The organism is Ruegeria sp. AWH4_226 (genome assembly GCF_056159225.1).
In genome coordinates, this window is the sequence record NZ_JBSWUU010000002.1 from 603,494 (window position 1) to 625,796 (window position 22,303).

Sequence of the window (22,303 nt, forward strand, 5' to 3'; positions counted from 1 at the left end):
GATCCCGCACATCTTGTGACCAAAACTGATGCGATCTGATGGCCACCGGGCTTGATTGCAAGGCATAATCCTCTGAGGTTGATCTGCATTTGTTTGAATCCCCAACCTGCCCCAGAGCGAGCAGCCACACGTGATGAGCAACACAGCACACCCCACTGCCCTGACTGGCGCACACCGCAACTATTCCCTTACAGGTGAGACCGCGCGTCAGGATGGTCCGGCCACCCGGGATACTATCGTGTGGATTGCGCTCCACATCCTGTTTGCGGCGGGCGGCATATATTTCTGGGGCAGTTGGATAGCCGTCCCGTTCTTTCTGGCCTACGGGGTCGTGTACGGATCAGCTTGCTACAGCTGCTGGTACGAATGCGGCCATGGTACCGCGTTTCGTAACAGGTGGATGAACGATGCGGTTTATCACATCGCCTCTTTCCAAGTCATGCGCAACCCGATCAACTTTAGGCTCACGGCACTGGCTTTCGCAGGTGTCTACGAAGCCTGGCACTCGCTGGGGGATCTTTTCCGCAATGCGACGGGCCACCTGAGATCCGAAGACAAGAGCGATATTCCAGACTCAGAATGGCCAAAGGCGGTGTTCTGGGCGCGCGTTCATGTGGCTGTATATGCCGCTATCTTGCTGGCAGTTTTGGGTATGTTCACCGCCGGGATGGGGTGGAAATCTGCCATTCCGGTCGTTTTGGTCGGCGGACCGCGCGTCTTTAGCTGCTTTCATTTCATGATAACTGAACTGCTGCAGAACGGCAGATTACCCGGGGACGTAACCAACTACCTGCTGAACTCGCGCACTGTTTACCCGAACCCCGTCAGCCGCTGTCCTTACTCGAACATGAACGACCACATCGAACATCACATGTTCCCGGTGGCCCCCTATAGCGCGTTGCCCGCGCTGCATGACGAGGTTACGCACGACCTGCCACCGCCCAACACATCACTTTGGAATGGCTACAGAGAAATGATGGGAGCGGTGATGAAACAGCGCACCGACCCCACATATGCGCTGCGAGAGACGCTGCCGCCGACCGCCAAACCCTATAAGAACTTTCTGCACCAACACGTGCCCGACCAAACGGAGAGCTGAATGCCCTGGATCGATGCCATTGCCGCTGACGAGGTTGAAGAGGAAGATGTCGCGCGCTGGGACCATGACGGTCAGGCGTTCGTGATTATCCACGGACCGGACGGTCAGTATTACTGCACCGATGGTTTGTGTACACATGAACAGGTGCATTTGGCCGATGGTCTGGTAATGGATTTTGAGATCGAATGCCCAAGGCACAACGGTGTGTTTGACTATCGGTCTGGCAAGGCCCTGCGCGCGCCAGCCTGCGAGCACCTTGGCACTTACGAGACGCGGCTGGAAGACGGCCGGGTGTTCGTGCTGATCCGATGACCACACTGTTCTTACACGGCATCTCACTGTCTTTCGATGCGCGTAGCTAGTCAAAGCGCTGTGGCTACCGCCCGGCCACCCTTTCGTCTATCAGCGACACTAGTTCAAGGGGGGATGCAGGTCGCGTCCTGATCGCCAATCCCGCAATGACGATGCTTTGGCAGCAGAATTGAGGCCGCGACTATCCCCCTGGTCAGGCCGACGCTTTAGTTGCCTCGGGGTCGAGGAAAGCGCGGCCGGTCACGTTCTGGGTCCGCATCATGGGGTGTCTCTGTCGGAGTCAGAAGCACTACAATTGATCGGCAATGGATCGGTTAAATGATCCACGCAATCAGCGCGATCAACTGGCCCTCCGGTTCCAACATAACGTCTGAGGGCTATTCCTACGGCGCATTGACCCTCAGCGGCGAATGCGGTGCGCGGCGACAGGTTGGTTTGGAGTTGGCAATGGAGGGTTAAAAACTCTCACTCACAGAACGCTTGATCGACCCGGTTTTATCCAAATGTGCAATGATCACCTGCTATGTTGCAGAGAATCTGATCAACGGCAGTGGTGACGGTTTTGTCGTGTTGTCCATCGGCACGGAGGAGATCAGCGAAGCGTCAAAAAAGAGAACAGACATCCTTACCTGCGCTGCAACACTGGCGACCACGCGATGCCCATGACCCTACGACCATCACCAGTACTCTGTTCCGGGCGCACCCTTGATACGCCCGCGCAGGTTATCTGTAACCCAGCCCCCGTAAAAATCGCCGGGTTGAGGGCGAACAAGATGCGCACCAACAAAACAGGCATCCATCAACGCTGCGTAAAAGGCGAAATAGCCTGCGATTTCTGCAAAAGCGGGCGTGGGTTCCGAATAACTCCAGGCGGCTTTCGGCCCTGTTGTTTTGTCCGTTTCTACATCCCAATACCGCGCGACGCCCTTCCATTCGCAGAATGATCGTCCCGAAACTGCAACAAGACATGCCTTTATGTCGTCAGGCGGCAGGTAATATGTCGGAGCATGATGAGTTTCGAGCACCCGAAACGCCCGATCCGTTTCAGCAATCGTCTCGCCGCCAAGCTCAATACGCACGATGTGCGGCACAGCCTCTAGCACCGGGGGACGCGGATAGGATTGCACGTTCTCGATTTCAAGCGATGTCATACAGTACCCGCTGCTGTCAAAGATGAACCTTGTTGCTGCCCATGAACTAAAACAGAAGCCGGCGTTTTCTAGCACTGAACTGGCTACGCATCCCATATGGCGGGGATTGGGTAGGAAAACACACACCGTCACACGCGCCCGCTAAGCTTGCTTCGAGCCGAATTCCGCCCTCCACAAACCTTCTAAGGATGACCCGGAGGTTGCAATGATCTGATCAGCCACGCAAAAATGACCGCTGTATCGTGCCATGTTGGCAAGGAACTGGATTTTTCCAACGACAATTCGGCCTGCCTTTTTCGCGCGCCTGCATCTTCCAATAAGAAACGCAATTTGGCACCAAAGGCATCCGCATCATCGGGTCGCACCAAAATACCAGCGTTTCCAACTGTTTCCGGAACAGCGCCCACATTGCAGGACAGGATTGGCAACCCGAACAGCATGGCCTCACTTAAAACCATGCCATAGCCTTCATAGCGTGTGGCAAGCGCAAAGACGCTTGCCGCGTTGAACAACCGGTTCAAGCTGTCTTCGTCCAATTCTCCCGTAAATCTCACCCGCGTGTCTAGATCCAACACACGCGCCTGTTCATACAGGTCATTGGCGGTGGGCTTGTCATGTTCTTTCCCGACAATCACAGCCTGCCACGGAACGTCCCTTATTCCCGCCAAAGCCTCCAGCAATATGTCATGCCCTTTTCGACGCGCCAGAAGACCAACGGATAAAACCAACGGCGGCTGAATTGGCTGCCTGTTCACCTTCGGTCGATCAAAACCCGGTGCGGCGATCGTAATCAGATCCGGTTTGGCATCGAAACTCTGAATAAGGACCCGAGCCGTCTCGGGGCTTGGAACCACAACACGAGACGCATGCCGAAGCGCCGCCGCCTCATTGCGCATCAGAAACGCGGCCCGCTCAGCCGTTAGCCCGGTTTCCAACCCCAAGGGGTGATGAATCATCGCGATAATCGGTGCCTTGACCTGTGCGAGCCCGTCAGGGTCGATTGATCCGAACACCAAGCCATCCAGAATAATCGGGCGTGTCTCGGGTACGGCGCAAAGGGCTTTGATCGTGGCAGCCATATCTTGCCGCGTTGGTTCAGGAAAGCTGTCGGGCAGTTCCAGATGCTGGGTTTCGCAGCCGATTTCGTTCAACAGGCGCAGCACCGTGGCCTCGTAGATAAATCCCCCGGTGCGCCGGTCCTTGTCGCCGGGAATTGCGAAGACCGCCTCAGTCATGCCAATTGCTCATTTGCATATATCCCCAGGACCTTTTTCTCGCACCACGCGACAAACGCATAAGACACGACCGCCACAAGGCAAAGCACGACGACGCACGACCACAGCATATTGTAGTCCGACGTGCTGGAGGTCAGCGCCATCAGGACACCAATACCCCGACCGGTCGCCAACCATTCAGCCGTTGTAACTGCCAACAAAGCCGCTGGCACGGCCATGCGGGCGGACGCAAACAAAGCTGGCAACATGGCTGGTATCTGTGCAGCGCGCAGCAATTGAAATCGACTTGCGCCGTAGCTGTCGAAAAGGTCCACGATTTGCGCAGGGGTCTGACGCAGCCCTTGAAGGCATGCGACAAGAGTTGGGAAGAAAATCATGACGGCCACGATCGCCACCGTTCCGGTAAAACCGCGTCCAAAGGCAAGAACCAAGAGTGGAGCGGTGGTTATGATTGGAACAGCGCGCAGCGCTATCGCCGTGGGCATGGTTGCTCGTGCGACTGGCGGCCAAAGCATGAGCAAGATTGCAAGCCCCGCCCCAAGGCCCAGACCTGCCAAATACCCCGGAACAGCATAGGCCAAAGTAGCCCCAAGCGCCCTAAGCAAAGTATTCAAATGAGCTGGTTCGGACAGAAATCTAAAGATGTCGCCGGGCCGCTTTGCGAAAAAGGGGTTCAGACCAAATGCGTCCATCGCGCCTTGCCATAAAACGAAAACCAGACCTACGATGGACACGAAACCAACCAGCCGGATCGTAATGGACCGCCCAAGATTCAAACGCTTTGGCGAGAATAATATCACCGGTGCATGCGGCGTGAATTTTCGCCTCAGAGCTCCGAGGCATCCATATCCAAGCATTGCAATCGCCGCCGAAATGCAAGCCAAGGCCCATGTCGCATCGGTTTGCAGCCCCCGCATGGCGCGAAGGGTAAGAACACCCAGGCCACGCTCTGCGCCGGTGAACTCTCCGACCATGGCGCCCAGAAAGGCGGCTGGAGCTGCAATCTGTAACCCGACAAAAAGATACGGCACACTGGCCCTAAGGCGCACCGTGAGCAACGTCGCGACACGACCCCGGCCATAGACGGCCATCAAGTCCGTCCAATTCTGCGAAACAGCCTTCAGGCCGACTAAAAATGCCAGAAACGTTGTGTAGTACACCGCCAACGCAGCCAGCGTGATCTGCGGTCCCGGGCCCGGTCCGAACAACACGCGCAGAATAGGGCCACTTGCGATCAAGGGTATGCAGAACACGAGCAGGGCAAGCGTTGAAATGGTCCATTCGGACCGGGGCAGCAAGATAACGATAACCGCCAGCATCATGGCCGCCAGGTTGCCCCAAAGAAAACCCAGCACCGCGTTGGTGGTTGTTTCGGTGGCTGCCCTAACAATCAAGCCTGAGTTCTTGGTCAGGTATTCGGCAATGGCAACCGGCCCGCTGATAAACATACTGTCCGGTTGAGCGCGCGCCAAAAACTCCCAAACCAAGGCGAATACAACCGCAGTTACGATGAAACGACCAAAGGCCATTCAGGCGGCCTCTTCCAACGCGGTCAAAACGCGCATTTCAAGGTCCCTAAAAGCCGGTGCATTTGTTTCTGGCAAGGCGCGATTTTGGTGCAGGTCAACCGGAATGTCCGCCAAAACGCGTGCAGGCCGCGGGGACAGCACGATGACGCGGTCGGACAGCAGCACAGCCTCTTCCACCGAGTGTGTCACAAGCAGCGTGGTCGTTTTGCGTTCGCGCCACAGCGGGGGAAGATCACGATTTAGCCGCCGACGGGTGATTGCATCGACGGCGCCGAAAGGTTCATCCAGCAACAAGACGTCGGGTGCTGAAATCAGGCTGCGTGCAATTGCAGCGCGCTGACGCATACCGCCAGATAACTCGGCAGGTCGATGATCAGAAAATCCGACAAGGCCCACAAGGTCGATCAGTTCATCCACTCGGTCCACGGGCTTGCGCGCCAATTCGGCACCAAGCGCGATATTGGCGCGTACACTTCGCCACGGCAACAGAGAGGGATCCTGAAATGCCATCGACAGCCCTCCGCGGCGGGCGACCTGCCGGGGTGTCTCTTGCCCTATTCGGATACTTCCCGTGTCCGGCATTTCCAGACCTGCGATCATGCGTAGGATGGTTGATTTTCCACACCCGGAGGGTCCAACCAATGCTGTTGTCTGCCCGGATTGGAATACAATCGAAAGCTGCGACACTGCATCGACGGAGCCAAAGCTTTTCTGGATGTTGTCACAGTGGATATCGGTCCTGGTCACAATCCAATCCTCGGATCAGCCATAAACCTCTTCCAGGACCGAGCGATCCCACAGGTCTGCCGTAACCTGCCGCCCCAACAAGCCGAGGGTTTCGATGTTCTCAGCAACCGTGTCTTGCGTAAACCAACCGAACCCATGTTCGGCCGTCAGGTCCGAGAACATAAGCGGCACCTGCCGGGCGGCTTGAAGTTTCTGTGCCTCGGGATCAAGACCGGCATCGGGAAACATTTCTACGGCAAGTGCAGCTGCTGCATCCGTATCTTTGTAATAGTCGTTCCATCCCATAACCTCGCCTTTCAGCAACGAGACCAGCGCGTCGCGCCTTTCGGTCAATGACTCTTCGGTGGCGATGTAGGTTTGCGAATGCACGGCATAACCGTGATCCGCCATGAGCATCGTGGTGTTTTCAACGCCCTGCACCGTCATGGCGACAGGTAAATCGGTTTCCCAGCACAAAAGACAATCCACCTGCCCGCTAACCAGGGGCGCAGGGTCATATTGTGTGGGGACGATTTCAATTTGGTTGATGTCTACGCCGTTCAAGGTGCACAGCGCCTGCAGAACCGGAGTGTTGGCCACTGCCATGCCAATCTTTTTCCCGATCAGATCAGCAGGTTCATTCACCGGATTGCCGCTCAATGACGCGATTGCAAACGGGTTTTTTTGCATCGCAACCGCAATTATTTTGAACGGGGCGCCCTGCTCTACCGCGGCAGCTGTGTAGTCGGCGGCTGAAATTCCAACCAAAGCCGTTCCCGAAACCACCGGCGGCTCAACTGGCGCGTTTGGTCCGCCCTGTGCAAGTGAGACATCCAAACCCAGATCGGACCAATACCCGTTCTTCATCGCGATGTAGCTGCCGCCGAACTGAACAGAATGCAACCACGACAACTGGAAGGTCACCGGCTGCAGATTGGCCGCAAGCGCGGGCAAAGCGGTCGCAGAGGCAGCAAATCCTGCTGCGCTGGTTTGCAGGAAAAATCGACGTGTCAGATGTACAGGTTTGATCATGGTGAACTTGCCTTCCCTTTTGATGAATGAGATCCGGTAATTCTTGGCCAAAGCACAACAAAAACAGCAGGCAGCGTAGCAACCAGAACAACGGCGCCATAGGTGATACTGGATGCAAGGCCCTCACTGGAGGTTAGCCCGATGATCGGGAAGAGAGCGGCAGCCGCCCCCTCTCTCCAACCCCAGCCTCCGATGGATAGCGGTATGATCATGGCACACAATATCAACGGAATGACAGTTACCAAGCTCTCCACTGGTATTTCTGCCCCAACTGCGCGGGTAGACGTGTAGAACCCGAAGATGAGACAGAAAGAGCTTACAACGCCCAACAAAAGAAACTCGGTGTGCGATTGTAGCCTGAGAAGGAACGAGACAAATCTGCCAACCGCTGAGTTAAAGCGCGACAAAGCGGCAACGGCGATCAGGCCACATCCAAGCGTGAGGACGACCGTCCAGCTCAGCACAGGCATGTTGATCCCCAAAGGAAACATCAGCGCAACAGAAAACCCAACGGAAAGAACGCAGATTATTGCGACCTGCCCCAACAAACGCTCGGCAAGAACAGATTGCGCCGCACGCCGCAGATCTGCCTGATGGCGCGTCCTGAAGGCGCGGGCAACATCCCCGCTGACCCCACCCGGCAGCACCGAATTTGTCAGTTGTGCAATATAGTACTCGCGCAAGGCGAACGGGTAATCAAACTGGATTTGCAGCGCACGGGCAGTCAGCTGCCATCGCAGGGCCATCGATAAGGTTGCACCTGTCACCGCAAGGAGTGAGAGGCCAATCCATCCCAGATTCAATGACATCAAATGCTCTGAAACCTTGGCCGCATCGGTCCACCACAACAGCGCAAAAATGACACCGACCGAAACAGCCAACCTGATCCAATAGCGCGTCATTTCGCAACCATGGCGGTCGAGGTCACCCCGGAAAACGCGGAAATGAAATCATCCCGGAAACTGTCCATGCCTCGGACCGGCACGTCCGCACCGGGGACAAGACCGTCCGTCCAACCCCAGTGTTCGATCCGGTCCAGAACGTGTTGTGGACCGATCATATGAACCGCGACATCCATGTTGTCGCTGCCCGATACGAAGCCGGCTGCCTGATGGTCGCCGGCCACGACAATCAATGGGGCGTCATCAGCCAATTGTGCGACGTGGGAAAAGACAGCGTTCAGGACATAGTCCACCGATCTGCGGTAGGCATCCCGAACGTCGTCCTTGTCTTTCCACAGCACCTCCGGCTCTGGTCCGCGGGCCGCCATTTTGTTGAAAACGGTACCATTTCCGACATCCTCCCACCGGATCAAATCGGGGATTGGCGTCCAAGGGGCGTGTGATGAAATCAAAGCGATCTGGATAAAGTCAGGTCGTGGGTCCGGCGGCAACAGATCGGGGTAGACGGCCAATGTGAACTGATCAGGCATCGTTACCCATCGGAAGGGTTCACCTTCGTACCTCAGCGCATCTTTGTTGAGGATCAGATCAAACCCCATCGCGTCACCTTCGGGCCAATCGCGTGTGATCGCAGGCATGATTGCCGTCGTGCGGTAACCGGCATTTTGGGCGATGTGAAACAGCCATTTCTTGCCACTGTCGATCATTGCCTGATACCGGCCATTATCCGTAGTCCACAAACCACTGCCAAGCGCCCCGTGCGCCAGCCAGCTTTGTCCACCCGCAGTTGGCGAGGATAGCCACCCGCTTTTCATGGCAAACCCCAGGTCGGACAAGTCGTCCTGCGCGGAACGCAGCGTGGCCAAATGCGTCGGCGCATAAAGCGGGTTGTCGAAACTCGCGCGACCGTAACTTTCGATCCAGATCAGGATCACGTCGCGCCCGTCTAATTGGTTCAACAGCCCGCTGCGATTGGCATAAGCATCTGACAAAGCCGCTTCGCGAAACTGTGCCAAGTCCGCTGACGTCCTCTGCATCTGGTCCACGCGGTCAATCGCCAACCGTGTTGTCCAGGTGGTTCCCGGCGGGCTGGTTTGGAGTTTCCAGAAATTCATATGGTGTCCGGCGTCAGCCACCGCCCACCCCAAACATACAAGCGCAGCTACCCCTGCGGTCAGTGTTGCCTTTCCGTTCTCACCTAGTTTCGCCCAAGCGACCAAACTCCGGAGCAACACCACGAACCACAAAGCCAGCAGTAAAGCGCCGAAAACCAATGCAACACCAACCCAGGTAACACCGAGACTGTCCCGTGCGAATTCAAACCCGGCATTGATCAGCGATCCGTCCACGATTGGGTTGAATGGCCGATTATAGGCCATGAACATCACGTAGTCGGCCAGTTTCAAGAGAGTGAGGATCACAAGCACCGACGCCACCAGATACGCCACACCCGCGCGGCGACCCAAAAGCACCATGAACAGCAGCAGAACCGGCAACTCCAACGGCCAACGGGTGAATGCGCCCCAACCCAATGCATCAGGATGATTGGGCAGTGCGAACACAACAAAAACAATGGCCGCCCCAAGGGCCGGGATAAGGGCTTGCTTCATGTTGCGCGCCTTAGAAGCCAATTGATATCCACTGCAAATGACCAGCATAGCAGAATTGCGGCAAAAATTGATACCGGCGCTGCCAAAAACTCTGGTGTCATTGGGAACAGCAACGCAATCAGCGCACCGATCTGCATCACGCAGATGGCTTTACGCCGAAACGATTCGGGCAGGTCTGCGCGCAATGGTGTCACGAAAAAAGACGCGGCACAGAAAAGGTATCGCATGAATCCCAAAACCAGGATTTCGGGGCCCGCCGTACCCGTTGCCAAAAGCCACATCGCCAAAACAGCAGCCAACAGCGCATCAGTTTCCATATCAAATCTTGCGCCGAACTGAGATGTCAGACCTGCCCGCCTTGCCAACCAGCCATCAATCCCATCCAGCGAAAACGCAGCGGCTGCCACCCAAAATACCAGCCAACTTGATACGGTTGCGTCAATCAACGCACCTGCAAGAAACGCAACCATCGCAGCACGCGCAAGGGTCACAACGTTACACAACCCGAATATGTCGTGGGGATAAGAGTACCGCAAACCGCGCATCACCAGGACCACAGCGACCCCGAAAATCAACAAAGGTACCAGCGCGGACCCATTGGTCATTAGCGCGGCGCCGACAATGCCGAGCGCGAGAAAACCGCTTGTTAGACCCATGCCAACTATGGGTGGATCTGCCTCAGCGGTCCTTGCATTATTAAAAATATCACTGTCAATCATGCACTTCACCAAATTGCTTTGATAACAAACCTAGTACAACAATCAATTACGGGTACCCTCCCGAAGTCTTGTGCGCGCTGGTCCGCCTGCAAAGCATAGGGATGCGGACAAGTCTCATGGGTGTAAGGCTTGTATCAGGCGCATTAACCAGCCCATCCGAACCTGTCGCGCGATGAAAGTTCCATGTAGCGCAGCATATTCTTTGACGCTCATGTTTTATTCGGCCTTTATCCTTCGCTAATCTATATCATAGTTAATGAATATATTGTCCGGAGGGCTGCAGGCGATGAGTATTGAACAAAAACCAAGGTTTGCACTTAGGAGAACACCAATTCAGCAAACCCTTTGCGCTGCCATCTTCGGCGTATTCGCAACGGCGTCTCTGGCCGATATGGCCCGGTATGACCTCGACCCCGATCACACGACGGTTTATTTCACGATTGATCATATCGGCTATGCAAAGACCCTGGGCGTATTCACCGAGGTCACCGGCAGTTTTCTGTATGATACGGAAACTCAGCAACTTAGCGATGTGCAGGTCGCCATCCGAGCCGAGTCTGTCACGACCTTCCAAGACGCGAGGGATAGCCATGTTCGCAACCGTGACTTTTTGAACGTGTCGACCTATCCCGAAATAACGTTCACGGCAAATGGCGGTAATCCTACCGATACAAACTCCGGTACTGTCACCGGTGATCTCACCATTCTTGGCGAATCCAGACCAGTGACCCTGAACGCAACGCTCAACAAGGTTGCGGAATATCCGTTCGGACACAGCCGTGAGGTGCTTGGGCTTTCGCTGAATACGTCGATTTTGCGAAGCGACTTTGGAATGACCTACGGCGTTGACAACGGGCTCGTCGGTGACGAAGTGATTATCAACATCGAAACGGAAGCAATCAAAAGCGACAACTGAGACCGCACATATCGCATTTGCCCCCACGGCCACTGCGCAAATCGGAACGACCGAGGCGCTCAAGGGCGGGTGACAACAAAGTCAGGCACAATGCCCGCCCTTTCGATCGCCGAACTGACGTCATGTCCTGCGAAAAACCCATAGCCTGAAATAAGCGCCGACGCCACACCAGCGGCACGCGCGCCCAGAACGTCCGTATGCAAGCTGTCGCCGACCATCAGGACCCGAGATTTCTCAACGCTTCCGAGCCGCCGGAACGCGAGATCAAATATATTGCCAAACGGCTTTCCAAAGAACTGAGGGGTAACTCCGGTCCGGTCAGCCAGACGATGCGCAAATAATCCGGGTTCTTTCGTAAAGCCATGTTCGCGCGGCGCAACAATATCCGGATTGCCGACCCAGACCGGGCGCGGACGCGCAAACAAGGCGGTTTCCAACAGTGTCTGTCGCGCTTCGGTCCAAGCTGCCGATCCGACCAGCAAGAACCCATCTACAGTGTCATAGGCGTGCTGATCATCCTGTAGATAAGTCAGATTCAAACCTTCCAGATCCCGAAGGCCCGCGCTTGGTGTCGCCATCAAACCCCAATGCAGCCCGCTTTGACCATTGAGTTCGCTCAGCAGCGTGGCCCGGCTGGTAATCACATCACGCGGTGCAAAATCATAGCCCAGCCTTGCGTATTTTTCCATAAGGGCCGCGTGCGGAAATCCCGCGGCGTTTGATACAACCAACACGCGCTTGCCTGCGGCTTGCAACGACTTGACGCGCTCGGGCGTTCCAGGGATCGCGGTTTCCCCGATATTGAGAACCCCGAACGCATCAAGAAGGAACACGTCGAACTCATCCGCGATATCCTCCAGCGTATCGGCGTGTCGATAGGTGACCTCAGTCGGGGCAACCTCCGGCAGCCGGTGGCGCACAGCCTCGTAAGCGTCAAAAGCATCCTGAGTTGTGACCCCGGTCAAATGATCGCTCCTCGGACTTTTGCCGAAACCCATTCACTGATCATGACCGCGACGAGAATTACAATCAGGATCAAGCTGACCTGCGGCCACGCCAGAACATTGAGCGACGCCGACAATTGCAACCCGATCCCACCGGCACCAACCAGCCCCAGAACCGTGGACTCGCGGATATTGATATCCCAGCGGAACACCGCAATGCCAGCAAAGGCGGGCAGGATTTGCGGCACGATCCCATAAGCCATGACCTGCCACCGCGACGCGCCTGTCGCCGTGATCGCCTCGACCTGGCTGTGATCGATTTCCTCTATAGCTTCATAAAGCAGCTTGGCACAGAAGCCGATCGACCGTATGGCGATTGCAATGACACCCGCAAAGACACCGGGCCCGATGATTGCGATCAGCAACAGCGCCCAGATCAACGAGTTGATCGAGCGTGTCGAAACGATGACCAACAGGGCTATGGGTCGGATAAACAGCGCCGATGGCGTTGTATTCCGTGCGGCCAGAAAGGCCACGGGCACTGCCAGGATTAAGGCAATGATCGTTCCAAGCGTGGCAATGTTGAGCGTATCCCAGATCGGGCGGCCCAACTGGGTGATATAATCCCATTTGGGCGGTGTCGCGCGCGTCCAGATGTCATTTGCAATGCGGGGTGCGTCCCAAACAAAGAACCATGTCGTAGACTCTGAAATAAGCTGCCAGCAATAGACAAAGACCGCCACGCCCAACAGCCACCCGAACCAGCGAACCAGACTTTGGCCCGTAGTCCGCCTGCGCCAGACTTGCGCATCGTCGCGTTCAAGTACGGGCATTACTGGACCCTCGCTCGGATAATGCCTGAAAGGTATTCAAGCGCCATAACGATCCCGATGATCAGGATGAGAATTGCAGCAGCCGTGTCGTATTCATACCTGTCAAACGCGGTATTCAGTGTTGCGCCAATCCCGCCGGCCCCAACCAGCCCGAGGATCGCGCTTTCGCGAAAGTTGATATCGATGCGGTACATGGAAAGCCCGACAAGGCGAGGCATGACCTGCGGCTGAACCCCGTAGTTGATCCACTGCATCCAACGCGCGCCAGAGGCTTTGATCGCCTCGGCCTGAACCTTGTCCATCGCCTCGATATCTTCGGCGAGAAGCTTGGACAAAAACCCGATAGTGGCGAAGGAAAGCGTCAGGAACCCTGCCAGCGGGCCAAACCCAAAGATGGCCACCAGCAAAATGGCGACGATGATCTCTTGCAAGGCCCGGCTGATGGCCACGATGCCGCGGCACACGATGTAGACCGGCAGCGGGGCAATGTTGCGTGCTGCGCCCAATCCGATGGGGATCGAAATCAGGATACCCACAACCGATGCTGCCACCGTCATTATGATACTCTCAAGCAAGCCACTCCAGATATCACCCCAGCGCGAAATGAAGTCCGGGCTTGTAAATGCCAGAACAAACGCCCAGCCCCTGTCCAGCCCTTCGTAAACCCGACCCCAATCCACATCGATGGTCAGAAACGCTGCGATCAGATAGGCGACAAAGCCCACGATCAATGCCCAGCGGAGCCACGCATTTTTGACAAAGGCTGGTTTACGCCAGCCTTTTCCCAGCATGTCATCAAGTTCTCTGTGGTTCATTCTGCGGCCTCGACTTCGTCATCATCGTCCACTTTTTCAATGGTCGCTTCCCAATCTTCTTCGCCGTAAATCTCGGTCAGCTTGTCCGGGGTAAGGCCTGTCGGGCGACCATCGTAAACAATTTCACCAAACCGAAGACCCACGACGCGGGGCACAAACATCTGGGCAAGGGCCACATCGTGAATATTGATGATCGCTGCCAAACCGCGCTCATGACATAGCTCGGTGATCAGCCGCATGATCTGACGGCTGGTTTTCGGGTCCAACGAGGCTGTCGGCTCGTCAACCAACAAGAGTTTCGGGTTTTGAATCAGGGCACGGCAGATACCGACCCGTTGACGCTGGCCGCCTGAAAGCTCATCCGCGCGTTTGTCGGCCATGTGCAGCAGCCCCACCCGATCCAGCAGGCGGAAGGCCTCATCAACGTCCGACTGCGGATACCGCCGCAGAAAACTGCGCCAGAAACCGACATATCCCAGCCGCCCCGACAGGACGTTTTCCATCACGGTCAGGCGTTCGACCAACGCATATTCCTGAAAGATCATGCCCATCTCGCGGCGCGCTTTCCGCAATGCACCGGACCCCAGCCGAGTCAGGTCCACATCGTCCAAAAGGACACCGCCGCTTGTTGGTTCAACCAATCGGTTGATACAGCGGATCATGGTCGATTTGCCCGCACCAGACGGCCCGATCAACGCAAGCACCTGCCCTTTTGGCACCTCAAGATCAATTGCCTTAAGCGCCTGATCCCCGGTTTTGTATGTTTTCGTCAGCTTTTGAAGACGCAGCATGTATTGCCCCTGCTTAGGGTGGAAAGCGGGCCCGTCAGACCCGCCTTTGATAGATTTTACTCGCAGGCGTACGAGACGCCATTTGCCGCGTCAATCTTGCGAATCACGTCCCAAAACTCCTGATACGTCATTTCAAGGAACTGCCCTTCGTTCGACTTCGAGAACTCGGCTTCAAGCGTTGTGCCTTCCCATTCAAAGCTGAAGAACGCGTTGCGGATTTTCTCCTGCAGCTCTGGTGTCAGGTTGTAAACGGTGCCAAAACCAGTGGTCGGGAAAGTCTGCGATTTATAGATGGTGACGACGTCATCCTCGTTAATCACATCACGCAAGATCATCCGCGACTTGACCGAGTTTGCAATTGACGCCGCGAGGTAGTCCTTGTTTGCCACGCCGAGGATCGAGTTGTCGTGCTTACCCGAATACACTGGTTCGAAATCACGCTCGGGCAGAAGATCGAAGTCGCTCTTCAAAATAGCCGAAGGTGCTTTGAACCCGGAATTTGAGGTGGGCGACGTGAAGGCCAGCTGTTTGCCCTTGATATCCTCGACCTTTTCGATCCCTGAACCGGGATAAGTAATAATCTCCATTTCATAACCGAAGTTACCGTCTTTGGACGCCATGATCGTAAACGGACGGAACCCGGCGCAGTTTACCGCCAGAGGATTGGAGCCCGTGTTGAAACCCGCGATATGCAGACGGCCGGAACGCATCGCTTCGATCTGGGCGGCATTGTTCTGAACTGGAAAGAAGACAACTTCCTTGCCGGTTTCCGCCTTGAGATGCTCTAGAAAGTCAGACCACGCAGTCTTGTAAACGGCCGGATCTTCGACCGGAGTGTATGCAAAGATCAACGTTTCCGGGTCAATCAGTTGCGACGGATCGGTTGGAATATCTGCGATCAGGTCGCCATCAGCGTCGCAAAACCGCTCATCAAGGTCACCGCGCGGGCAGTCTTGTGCCGACGCCGTGCCGGCCAACGACAACAGCGATATTGCCGAGGCACTGATAAGTAGTTTGATGTCAATTTTCATGTTTTCCTCCCAGGATTGCGCGGTTTTTGCAGGCCGCAGTTAATCTTCAAATTCAGTGTTTGTCAGCCACGAGAATATCAACTTCGGCGTTGTTAATCGTCTTGAGCAACTCGCCCTTCGGCTTTGCGTCGGTGATGATCGAATCCAGCCCGGGGAAACCCTGAACCAAGGTCAGTCCCTTGCGGCCGAATTTCCCGGACGCAATCAGAAGGTGGCGTTTCGTGGCGCGCGTCAGCATCATCCTTTTGACCGCGGCAAAGCCCCGAACAGTTTCCGACGGACCCTCTGCTGAAAACCCCGAAGATCCGATCATGCACCTGTCAACGTGGAAACGGGCAAGGAACTCAAGCGTCTCGGTTCCAATTGTTGCAGACTCAGTCGCCAAGTACTCTCCGGGGCACAGCAGAACCTGAACAGCGCCGTGTCCAAGGGTCATTGCAACGGGAATGGAGTTCGTAATCACCGTACATTCGGTCCCAAGATAGGCCAGCGCACGCGCCATCTCGATTGTGGTCGAGCCGGAATCGATCATCACCGTCTCGCCATCCTGCACCAGCCCAGCCGCACAAATGCCTATTCTTTCACGCTCTTCAACCTGTGCGCTGGTCCGTTCATCCAGACTTGGATAATGCCCTTGCGTCGGGGCCGATGCGCCCCCGTGAGCGCGCGCGATCAGGCCGTCACTGGACAGGGCTTCGAAATCCCTGCGCACCGTCTCGGTCGAGACATTGAAACGATGCGCCAATTCGTTGATGCGAACATGCGGGCGCAGCTTCAACTCCAGCAGAATCTGCTGGCGCCGGTCAGATTTCTTGACCCGGTCCTGTGGCTTTTCAAGTTTCACAATACGCGGCTTTGTTTTGGACATCCCGTGACCCGGCTGATCATCCTGTTCACTTTTGTGGGCTTTCGGGCATTTTGCAACATTTTTTGTTGCATAGTCCTCGTCGAATGTGAGAATTTGACAGACGGAAACGTCGATCAACGCAGCGAACATGTTCAGGTCGATCACACTCAGAAAGTCAATCGGCCGGTGTACCCACCGGCCACTTCAAATGCGGCATAACTATCTGGCCTTATTGGCAGAAATGTAGGTAATAATGCGCGAGAATAAATGGGCAGAGCAGATCGCGGCACTTCCGATGCGCTGGGACAAGAGCGGCAATCTTCGCGTTCTGATGGTCACGTCGCGGGACTCGGGTAGGTGGATCGTTCCCAAAGGATGGTTGGTGGACAGCAAAAAACCGTGGCAGACCGCTGAAATCGAAGCTTTGGAAGAAGCCGGCGCGGTTGGTGCTGTCTCAAAACGACCAATCAGTCATTTTTTTTACGACAAACGGTACGAAGACAAGAGCGATGTCCACTGTCGTGTAACTGTTTTCCCCATGGTCGTTGAAAAGCTAAAGCGGGACTGGAAGGAAAAGGATGAACGTACCCGTGACTGGTTTTCACCTGCCCAAGCCGCCCAGTTGGTTGAAGAGCAAGACTTGTCCCATTTTCTGAAGGACCTGACAAACAATCGAGAAGCTCAGGCCGTCATAAAACGACTCCGAAAAGCTGCGTAGACAGCCGCAATCAACTCAGCATTCGTTCTGCAACATCATCAAGAAGCATGTGCAAGTCGAACTCCTCGCCTTTCTCGGCAAGACCATGGTCGCGTAGAATAAAAGAAAGACCGTGAACAAAACTCCACAGCAAGAAACCACGCCGTCTTACCTCTGCTGTGATTTCCGACTCACCCAGGCACTTGGCGACTTCTGTGAGTAGAATCTCAAAACTCTGCTGCCCGCCTTCATCCAGACGGGGGTCAGAAATACGATCCGTGAACCCCCCAAACTTCAGCCGGAAAATACCGGGTTCATTCAGCGCGAAGGCAACGTATTCCATACCGATCGCGGTAATGCGCTCTGGTGATCCTTCGGGGATGCCCTCAAGCGCGGCAAGCATTTTTTCGCGATGCCGCGCCATCGCCTCCAGAACGACCGCGACAAGCATTTCTGTCTTATCTTTAAAGTGTTTATAGGGTGCAGCCGTGGAAACACCCGCCAAGCGGCACGCGTCAGAAACCGAAAAACTATCCGGCCCTTTTTCTTCAACCAACTGCCGGGTTGCGTCTATTAAAGCCGCGCGAAGATCACCGTGGTGATAGGCCTTTTTGCTCGCGGTTTCAGGCCGCGAACTTCTGTCTTTGGTCAAAAGTTTTTTTGTGCTTGTCATGATCCAAGATGTCGCAGATCACGTACCTCTTGTCAAAGTAAGGCGTTCTAACATATGTTAGAGGCACTAACTTGACGAGGTTCTTATATGCCGACTCCAGACACAAGCCCGACCGAGCCAAAAACACCGACGCTGCTGTCACGCCTTTTGCGCGGCACGGTTCGGATTGGACTGACCGTCAGTGTCATCGCCCTTGCGGCGGGGGCGGTATATCTCGGAGCGTCCGAGTTGACGCGCCGGGCAAATGCCGTACCGGCACCAGATGCCGCTGCGGTCACACCTGTATCAGTGACTCCGATCAAGCAAGAAACATCTTTTACCGTTGACCGCATTTTCATCGGCCAGGTCGAACCACAGCGGTCCGCCGATATATCATTCGAACTGAATGGCCGGTTGGACAAAATTCTGGTTGATGAAGGGGAAGAGGTCGTAAAGGGTCAGTTGCTGGCAACCCTTGATATCGCACTGCTTGAGGTTGAACAGGATCGCTTGACCGCCTCGCGCGATGCCATCGCCGCCCAGCTTGCTTTTGCCGAAAAGACAGTCGAACGGAATACCAAGCTCATTGGTCAGGGCTTTACCAGTCAGGCCCGTCTGGACGAGGCCGTCGCACAACAGGATGAGTTGCTTTCCAGGATCGGAGAGCTGGACGCAGCCCTGCGCGACGTGACCGTAAGAATTCAAAAATCAAGCATCGAAGCTCCTTTTGCGGGCCGGATAACCTCACGGCATGTAGATGGGGGCGAAACGCTACAATCAGGTGAGATGGTACTGGGCATGGTAGAAGTTCTTTCGCCCCAGGTTCGGATAGGCATACCGCTTGATGTGAACCCGTCACTTTTGTCGAACGTTGAAATTGAAATTGCCGATGCGCGTTACCAAGCCAAGCTTGCGACGTTGCGACCGGATATCGACCCTCTTACCCGCACCCGAACGGCGTTGTTTGATCTGAAGAACGGGCTCGACGTTGCGTTTGGACAGACGGCGCGCGTCCATGTGCACGATCCGGTAGAAAGTGTCGGGACCTGGGTGCCGACCACCGCCCTGAAAGAAGGCGCGCGCGGACAGTGGACGCTGTTGGTGGCAGATGCGCAAAAAACCGTTCGCGTGGCGAGCGTTGAGGTTTTGCATGCCGATGATGAACGCGTCTTTGTCCGGGGTGTATTTCCCGATGGCACTGTCCTGATCGACCAAGGGCCACAGCGCGTTACGGTTGGTCAGCGCGTCACATTCGACGCCAGTGAATGACGGAGAATGGCTATGGAAACCCTTACTTTTCGTCACCCCAGACTGGTCGCTTTGATCATCCTTGTATTGGTTTCCGCCGGGTTATCGTCTTTCCTGTCGCTTGGACGTCAGGAAGATCCGACCATCACCAATCTTTTTGCCACGGTCACAACGCAATTTCCGGGCGCCGACCCTGAGCGGGTCGAAGCGCTTGTTACCGCAGAAATCGAAGAAGAGCTTCGAAAAATAGCCGAGGTGGATGAAATTCGTTCGGTGTCGCGATCCGGTGTATCGGTTGTGTCCGTAGAGCTGCTTGAGACTCTGGACGAAGCCACCATTGAACAGGTGTGGTCCGAAGCCCGTGATGCCGTTGATGATGCCAGCCAGAATTTCCCAGACGGTGTTCTGACACCAGATTTCGACGCCGAAGGTATCTCAGCCTATTCGGCGGTTATCGCTGTGTCGGCGGACAGCAAGGACTATCCGATCACTCTGCTTCGGCGTCACGCCGAATCCTTGGGGGACAGGTTGCGCACAATCCCCGCCACACGCGCGGTGGATTACTTTGGACAGCCCGAAGAAGAGGTTCTGGTCAGCGTTGACATGGATAAGGCCGCGGCGTTGGGTTTGAGCGCGGCCGAGATTTCACAGCGGATTGCCGAAGCTGATGGCAAGGTTCAGTCGGGCCGACTGCAATCCGACGTGGATCTGACGATCAATATCAGCGGCGAGATCGAAACACTCGACCGTCTGCGCAGCATCGTTCTGCGCGAAAGTGCCGAAGGGGCCGTGGTGCAGCTTGGTGACATTGCCAGCGTTGATCGTGGCGCGCGAAACCCGCAATCTGCACTCGCCTTTGCCAATGGAATGCCCGCCGTACTGGTCGGAGTGCTGGCGCAAGACGGTGTTCAGATCGACCGCTGGACCGGGTTCTTACGTCAGGAGCTTGAGGATGGCGCTGCCATGGTTCCGTTGGGAATTCAGGAGATATTGCTTTTTGATCAAAGCCAATACACGTCGGATCGCCTGACCGAGGTTGGCAAGAACATGGCAATTGGTGTGGCGCTTGTGGTTGGCGTTCTGTTTATAACGCTTGGCTTCAGGGCTGCTGCTATCGTGGCCCTTGTTCTGCCCGTCGTGTCCTTGGCGACGCTGGCGACTATGAACATGATCGGCCTGCCCATTCACCAGATGTCTGTCACCGGTTTGATCGTCGCATTGGGCTTGCTCGTTGACGCGGCCATCGTGATGACAGACGAAATTCGGCGTCGCCTTCAGGACGGAATGGCGCGCGTAACCGCTGTGCAGGATGCCGTGCGTCGGCTGGCTGCGCCTTTGTTGGCGTCCACCGTCACAACGGCGCTGGCCTTTATGCCGATGATCCTTCTTCCGGGACCAGCCGGTGATTTTGTTGGTGCCATCGCAATCGCAGTGGTTCTTATGCTGGTGTGGTCGTTGGTTGTTGCCCTGACTGTGACACCTGCGGTTGCAGGTTGGCTTTTGTCAGATAAAACCGACGCAGGCGTACTGAGCCGCGGCATCAGCATCCCTCCCCTCGCCCGCGTTTTTGAAGCATCCATCCGTTTGTCAGTTGCAAATCCGGTCCGGTCCATCGCATTGGCATTGGTCCTGCCGGTGCTCGGTTTTGCCGCATTCCCAACACTTACGGCGCAGTTCTTTCCGGGCGTGGACCGCAATCAGTTCTATATCGAGGTCGACATGCCGGGTGGTACGTCAATCACGAAAACCCAAGCAACGGCAATGCAGATCGACCAGATGCTATTGACTGATGAGGGCGTAAGCAGCGTCTATTGGACGATCGGAGAATCCGGGCCAGCCTTTTACTACAACATCGTCGGCGACCGCTCGCGCGAGCCGGGTTTTGCGCAAGCGATGATCACGACCCGTACCGCAGACGACGCGGCGCGTCTTGTCGCCGATCTGCAAACCCGTTTGGACATAGATTTCCCCGATGCGCAGATCATTGTGCGCAATCTGGTGCAGGGCCCGCCGGTTGCCGCGCCGGTTGAGGTCAAGATACAAGGGCAAGACATCACCGTTCTTCGGAACCTTGGCGATGAAATCCGGTCAATCATGGCGAATCTTGATCTGGTGACGCAGGCGAGGGCCAGCGTCAACGGCGGCAATCCTCAGATCCGGTTCGAGATTGACGAGGTCAAGGCCCGGCTTCTTGGATTGGACGTCGCCGATATCGCCGCCCAACTGGACACCGCGCTAGTCGGTGTGACAGGAGGGTCGCTGATCGAGGGGACGGAACAACTGCCTGTCCGTGTGCGGCTTGGGGATGAGGTCCGCTCGGATCTCAGCACGATTGTAAGCATGCCCATCCTGCTACCAAACGCGGCTGCTGTCTCGGCCACAGGTGCGTTTCCCGCGGTGCCGCTTTCGGAATTGGCCCAACCCGTAATTGAGCCAGCCGAAAGCGTGATCACCCGTACGGATGGAATTCGTGAAAACACAATTCAGGCGTTCATAGTTCCGGGAGTTTTGCCCGAAGAAGCCCTTCGGGACGTGTTGCAGGCGCTTGACGCGTCCGGCTTCACGCTCCCCAACGGCTACACGATGACCTTGGGCGGCGACAGCGATGCGCGGTCGAGTACGGTTGGCAATCTGATGGCTTCGGTCGGCCTGATCGTAACGCTTTCGATTGCAACCATCGTACTGACCTTTAACTCTTTCCGGCTTACGGTTGTCACCTTGGTCGTCTGCGTATTGTCGGCCGGGCTGTCCATGCTGTCCCTGGCCATCATGCAATTCCCGTTTGGTATCCAAGCCATAATCGGCGTCATCGGGTCAATTGGTGTTTCGATCAACGCAGCCATCATCATCCTGACCGGATTGCAGCAAGACGCCGAGGCAAGCCGCGGCGACAGGAATGCCATGGCGCGTGTAGTCACCGGATCAAGCCGCCACATCATCTCAACCACTGTGACGACGTTTGGCGGATTCCTTCCCCTGATACTGGACGGCGGTGCCTTCTGGCCGCCTTTTGCCGTCGCCATTGCGGGCGGAGTTTTGCTGTCGACGGTCGTGACATTCTACTTCACGCCACCAGTCTTTGCCTTGGTCTACCGCGGACGGTTCAGAAAACAGCGTCGGTCCAGCCAGAACCCTGGCGCAACCGGAAACGCCGTTGTCCCGCTTGCTGCGGAATAACGGCGGCAGCGTTCTCAACCCTGCAGAAAGACACCCA

General features: G+C 55.8%; 22 protein-coding genes. 7 read left to right on the plus strand and 15 right to left on the minus strand.

The annotated features are described in order from the left end of the window. The first annotated feature begins 133 nt into the window (after positions 1 to 133). The 3 genes from ACXAET_RS18180 (at position 134) to ACXAET_RS18190 (ending at position 1,870) form a co-directional block, all read left to right on the plus strand. Entirely contained in the window at positions 134 to 1,099 is a 966-nt protein-coding gene (locus ACXAET_RS18180) for a fatty acid desaturase (RefSeq protein ID WP_475188279.1), read from the plus strand. After that, a complete protein-coding gene (locus tag ACXAET_RS18185) occupies positions 1,100 to 1,411 on the plus strand; it encodes a MocE family 2Fe-2S type ferredoxin (RefSeq protein ID WP_475188284.1) in 312 nt (103 codons plus the stop codon). A gap of 318 nt (positions 1,412 to 1,729) precedes the next feature. Next, positions 1,730 to 1,870 (plus strand): hypothetical protein, encoded by a 141-nt coding sequence (locus ACXAET_RS18190; RefSeq protein WP_475188288.1) that lies wholly within the window; start codon positions 1,730 to 1,732, stop codon positions 1,868 to 1,870. A 218-nt stretch (positions 1,871 to 2,088) separates the two neighbouring features. On the opposite strand, the gene ACXAET_RS18195 is transcribed toward ACXAET_RS18190, so the two are convergent. The 8 genes from ACXAET_RS18195 to ACXAET_RS18230 form a co-directional block, all read right to left on the minus strand. Beyond that, entirely contained in the window at positions 2,089 to 2,562 is a 474-nt protein-coding gene (locus ACXAET_RS18195) for a DUF427 domain-containing protein (protein WP_475188290.1), read from the minus strand. 182 nt (positions 2,563 to 2,744) lie between these two features. Continuing rightward, positions 2,745 to 3,797: a glycosyltransferase family 4 protein gene (locus ACXAET_RS18200; RefSeq protein WP_475188292.1), complete on the minus strand. Its 1,053-nt coding sequence runs from the start codon at positions 3,795 to 3,797 to the stop codon at positions 2,745 to 2,747. Beyond that, positions 3,794 to 5,326: an ABC transporter permease gene (locus tag ACXAET_RS18205; protein ID WP_475188295.1), complete on the minus strand. Its 1,533-nt coding sequence runs from the start codon at positions 5,324 to 5,326 to the stop codon at positions 3,794 to 3,796. The genes ACXAET_RS18200 and ACXAET_RS18205 overlap by 4 nt, the downstream gene beginning before the upstream one ends. After that, entirely contained in the window at positions 5,327 to 6,073 is a 747-nt protein-coding gene (locus ACXAET_RS18210; RefSeq protein ID WP_475188298.1) for an ABC transporter ATP-binding protein, read from the minus strand. 15 nt (positions 6,074 to 6,088) lie between these two features. Then, positions 6,089 to 7,084, minus strand: a complete 996-nt coding sequence (locus tag ACXAET_RS18215; protein ID WP_475188301.1) for an ABC transporter substrate-binding protein — start codon at positions 7,082 to 7,084, stop codon at positions 6,089 to 6,091. Continuing rightward, positions 7,081 to 7,986, minus strand: coding sequence for a lysylphosphatidylglycerol synthase transmembrane domain-containing protein (locus tag ACXAET_RS18220; protein WP_475188303.1), 906 nt, complete (start codon positions 7,984 to 7,986; stop codon positions 7,081 to 7,083). The genes ACXAET_RS18215 and ACXAET_RS18220 overlap by 4 nt, the downstream gene beginning before the upstream one ends. Beyond that, positions 7,983 to 9,596 (minus strand): sulfatase-like hydrolase/transferase, encoded by a 1,614-nt coding sequence (locus ACXAET_RS18225; RefSeq protein ID WP_475188306.1) that lies wholly within the window; start codon positions 9,594 to 9,596, stop codon positions 7,983 to 7,985. The genes ACXAET_RS18220 and ACXAET_RS18225 overlap by 4 nt, the downstream gene beginning before the upstream one ends. Beyond that, the gene (locus ACXAET_RS18230) at positions 9,593 to 10,201 is read right to left on the minus strand and encodes a CDP-alcohol phosphatidyltransferase family protein (RefSeq protein WP_475188308.1); all 609 of its coding nucleotides are present in this window, start codon (positions 10,199 to 10,201) and stop codon (positions 9,593 to 9,595) included. The genes ACXAET_RS18225 and ACXAET_RS18230 overlap by 4 nt, the downstream gene beginning before the upstream one ends. 400 nt (positions 10,202 to 10,601) lie before the next feature. On the opposite strand from ACXAET_RS18230, the gene ACXAET_RS18235 reads away from it, so the two are divergent. Then, a complete protein-coding gene (locus ACXAET_RS18235) occupies positions 10,602 to 11,231 on the plus strand; it encodes a YceI family protein (protein WP_475188313.1) in 630 nt (209 codons plus the stop codon). 59 nt (positions 11,232 to 11,290) lie between these two features. Here ACXAET_RS18235 and ACXAET_RS18240 read toward each other — a convergent pair whose 3' ends face one another. From ACXAET_RS18240 to ACXAET_RS18265, 6 genes are read right to left on the minus strand one after another with little or no spacing between them, the layout of a single operon-like run. After that, complete coding sequence (locus tag ACXAET_RS18240; RefSeq protein WP_475188314.1) at positions 11,291 to 12,229, minus strand: HAD-IIA family hydrolase; 939 nt, start codon at positions 12,227 to 12,229, stop codon at positions 11,291 to 11,293. Continuing rightward, complete coding sequence (phnE, locus tag ACXAET_RS18245; RefSeq protein WP_475188316.1) at positions 12,193 to 13,008, minus strand: phosphonate ABC transporter, permease protein PhnE; 816 nt, start codon at positions 13,006 to 13,008, stop codon at positions 12,193 to 12,195. Before phnE (ACXAET_RS18245) ends, ACXAET_RS18240 begins: the two co-directional genes overlap by 37 nt. Then, positions 13,008 to 13,823, minus strand: coding sequence for a phosphonate ABC transporter, permease protein PhnE (gene phnE, locus ACXAET_RS18250; RefSeq protein ID WP_475188317.1), 816 nt, complete (start codon positions 13,821 to 13,823; stop codon positions 13,008 to 13,010). Before phnE (ACXAET_RS18250) ends, phnE (ACXAET_RS18245) begins: the two co-directional genes overlap by 1 nt. Further along, on the minus strand, positions 13,820 to 14,614 hold the full coding sequence (gene phnC / locus ACXAET_RS18255; RefSeq protein ID WP_475188319.1) for a phosphonate ABC transporter ATP-binding protein: 795 nt from the start codon (positions 14,612 to 14,614) through the stop codon (positions 13,820 to 13,822). The genes phnE (ACXAET_RS18250) and phnC overlap by 4 nt, the downstream gene beginning before the upstream one ends. 56 nt (positions 14,615 to 14,670) lie before the next feature. Next, complete coding sequence (gene phnD, locus ACXAET_RS18260; RefSeq protein WP_475188321.1) at positions 14,671 to 15,645, minus strand: phosphate/phosphite/phosphonate ABC transporter substrate-binding protein; 975 nt, start codon at positions 15,643 to 15,645, stop codon at positions 14,671 to 14,673. Between the two features lie 52 nt (positions 15,646 to 15,697). Continuing rightward, a complete protein-coding gene (locus ACXAET_RS18265) occupies positions 15,698 to 16,513 on the minus strand; it encodes a DeoR/GlpR family DNA-binding transcription regulator (RefSeq protein WP_475188324.1) in 816 nt (271 codons plus the stop codon). Between the two features lie 232 nt (positions 16,514 to 16,745). Here ACXAET_RS18265 and ACXAET_RS18270 point away from each other — a divergent pair, with 232 nt between their 5' ends. Next, a complete protein-coding gene (locus ACXAET_RS18270) occupies positions 16,746 to 17,210 on the plus strand; it encodes an NUDIX hydrolase (RefSeq protein ID WP_475188327.1) in 465 nt (154 codons plus the stop codon). A 10-nt stretch (positions 17,211 to 17,220) separates the two neighbouring features. On the opposite strand, the gene ACXAET_RS18275 is transcribed toward ACXAET_RS18270, so the two are convergent. Then, the gene (locus ACXAET_RS18275; protein ID WP_475188330.1) at positions 17,221 to 17,862 is read right to left on the minus strand and encodes a TetR/AcrR family transcriptional regulator; all 642 of its coding nucleotides are present in this window, start codon (positions 17,860 to 17,862) and stop codon (positions 17,221 to 17,223) included. Between the two features lie 87 nt (positions 17,863 to 17,949). On the opposite strand from ACXAET_RS18275, the gene ACXAET_RS18280 reads away from it, so the two are divergent. Then, positions 17,950 to 19,110: an efflux RND transporter periplasmic adaptor subunit gene (locus ACXAET_RS18280; protein WP_475188334.1), complete on the plus strand. Its 1,161-nt coding sequence runs from the start codon at positions 17,950 to 17,952 to the stop codon at positions 19,108 to 19,110. Positions 19,111 to 19,122: 12 nt separating this feature from the next. Next, the gene (locus ACXAET_RS18285) at positions 19,123 to 22,266 is read left to right on the plus strand and encodes an efflux RND transporter permease subunit (RefSeq protein WP_475188339.1); all 3,144 of its coding nucleotides are present in this window, start codon (positions 19,123 to 19,125) and stop codon (positions 22,264 to 22,266) included. Positions 22,267 to 22,303: the final 37 nt, after the last annotated feature.

Excerpts from the sequence above, each read along its gene's own strand:
- ACXAET_RS18180 (WP_475188279.1), top strand. The coding sequence starts at position 134 with ATGAGCAACACAGCACACCCCACTGCCCTGACTGGCGCACACCGCAAC.
- ACXAET_RS18185 (WP_475188284.1), top strand. The coding sequence starts at position 1,100 with ATGCCCTGGATCGATGCCATTGCCGCTGACGAGGTTGAAGAGGAAGAT.
- ACXAET_RS18190 (WP_475188288.1), top strand. The coding sequence starts at position 1,730 with ATGATCCACGCAATCAGCGCGATCAACTGGCCCTCCGGTTCCAACATA.
- ACXAET_RS18195 (WP_475188290.1), bottom strand. The coding sequence starts at position 2,562 with ATGACATCGCTTGAAATCGAGAACGTGCAATCCTATCCGCGTCCCCCG.
- ACXAET_RS18200 (WP_475188292.1), bottom strand. The coding sequence starts at position 3,797 with ATGACTGAGGCGGTCTTCGCAATTCCCGGCGACAAGGACCGGCGCACC.
- ACXAET_RS18205 (WP_475188295.1), bottom strand. The coding sequence starts at position 5,326 with ATGGCCTTTGGTCGTTTCATCGTAACTGCGGTTGTATTCGCCTTGGTT.
- ACXAET_RS18215 (WP_475188301.1), bottom strand. The coding sequence starts at position 7,084 with ATGATCAAACCTGTACATCTGACACGTCGATTTTTCCTGCAAACCAGC.
- ACXAET_RS18220 (WP_475188303.1), bottom strand. The coding sequence starts at position 7,986 with ATGACGCGCTATTGGATCAGGTTGGCTGTTTCGGTCGGTGTCATTTTT.
- ACXAET_RS18225 (WP_475188306.1), bottom strand. The coding sequence starts at position 9,596 with ATGAAGCAAGCCCTTATCCCGGCCCTTGGGGCGGCCATTGTTTTTGTT.
- ACXAET_RS18230 (WP_475188308.1), bottom strand. The coding sequence starts at position 10,201 with ATGACCAATGGGTCCGCGCTGGTACCTTTGTTGATTTTCGGGGTCGCT.
- ACXAET_RS18235 (WP_475188313.1), top strand. The coding sequence starts at position 10,602 with ATGAGTATTGAACAAAAACCAAGGTTTGCACTTAGGAGAACACCAATT.
- ACXAET_RS18240 (WP_475188314.1), bottom strand. The coding sequence starts at position 12,229 with ATGGGTTTCGGCAAAAGTCCGAGGAGCGATCATTTGACCGGGGTCACA.
- phnE (WP_475188316.1), bottom strand. The coding sequence starts at position 13,008 with ATGCCCGTACTTGAACGCGACGATGCGCAAGTCTGGCGCAGGCGGACT.
- phnE (WP_475188317.1), bottom strand. The coding sequence starts at position 13,823 with ATGAACCACAGAGAACTTGATGACATGCTGGGAAAAGGCTGGCGTAAA.
- phnC (WP_475188319.1), bottom strand. The coding sequence starts at position 14,614 with ATGCTGCGTCTTCAAAAGCTGACGAAAACATACAAAACCGGGGATCAG.
- phnD (WP_475188321.1), bottom strand. The coding sequence starts at position 15,645 with ATGAAAATTGACATCAAACTACTTATCAGTGCCTCGGCAATATCGCTG.
- ACXAET_RS18265 (WP_475188324.1), bottom strand. The coding sequence starts at position 16,513 with ATGTCCAAAACAAAGCCGCGTATTGTGAAACTTGAAAAGCCACAGGAC.
- ACXAET_RS18270 (WP_475188327.1), top strand. The coding sequence starts at position 16,746 with ATGCGCGAGAATAAATGGGCAGAGCAGATCGCGGCACTTCCGATGCGC.
- ACXAET_RS18275 (WP_475188330.1), bottom strand. The coding sequence starts at position 17,862 with ATGACAAGCACAAAAAAACTTTTGACCAAAGACAGAAGTTCGCGGCCT.
- ACXAET_RS18280 (WP_475188334.1), top strand. The coding sequence starts at position 17,950 with ATGCCGACTCCAGACACAAGCCCGACCGAGCCAAAAACACCGACGCTG.
- ACXAET_RS18285 (WP_475188339.1), top strand. The coding sequence starts at position 19,123 with ATGGAAACCCTTACTTTTCGTCACCCCAGACTGGTCGCTTTGATCATC.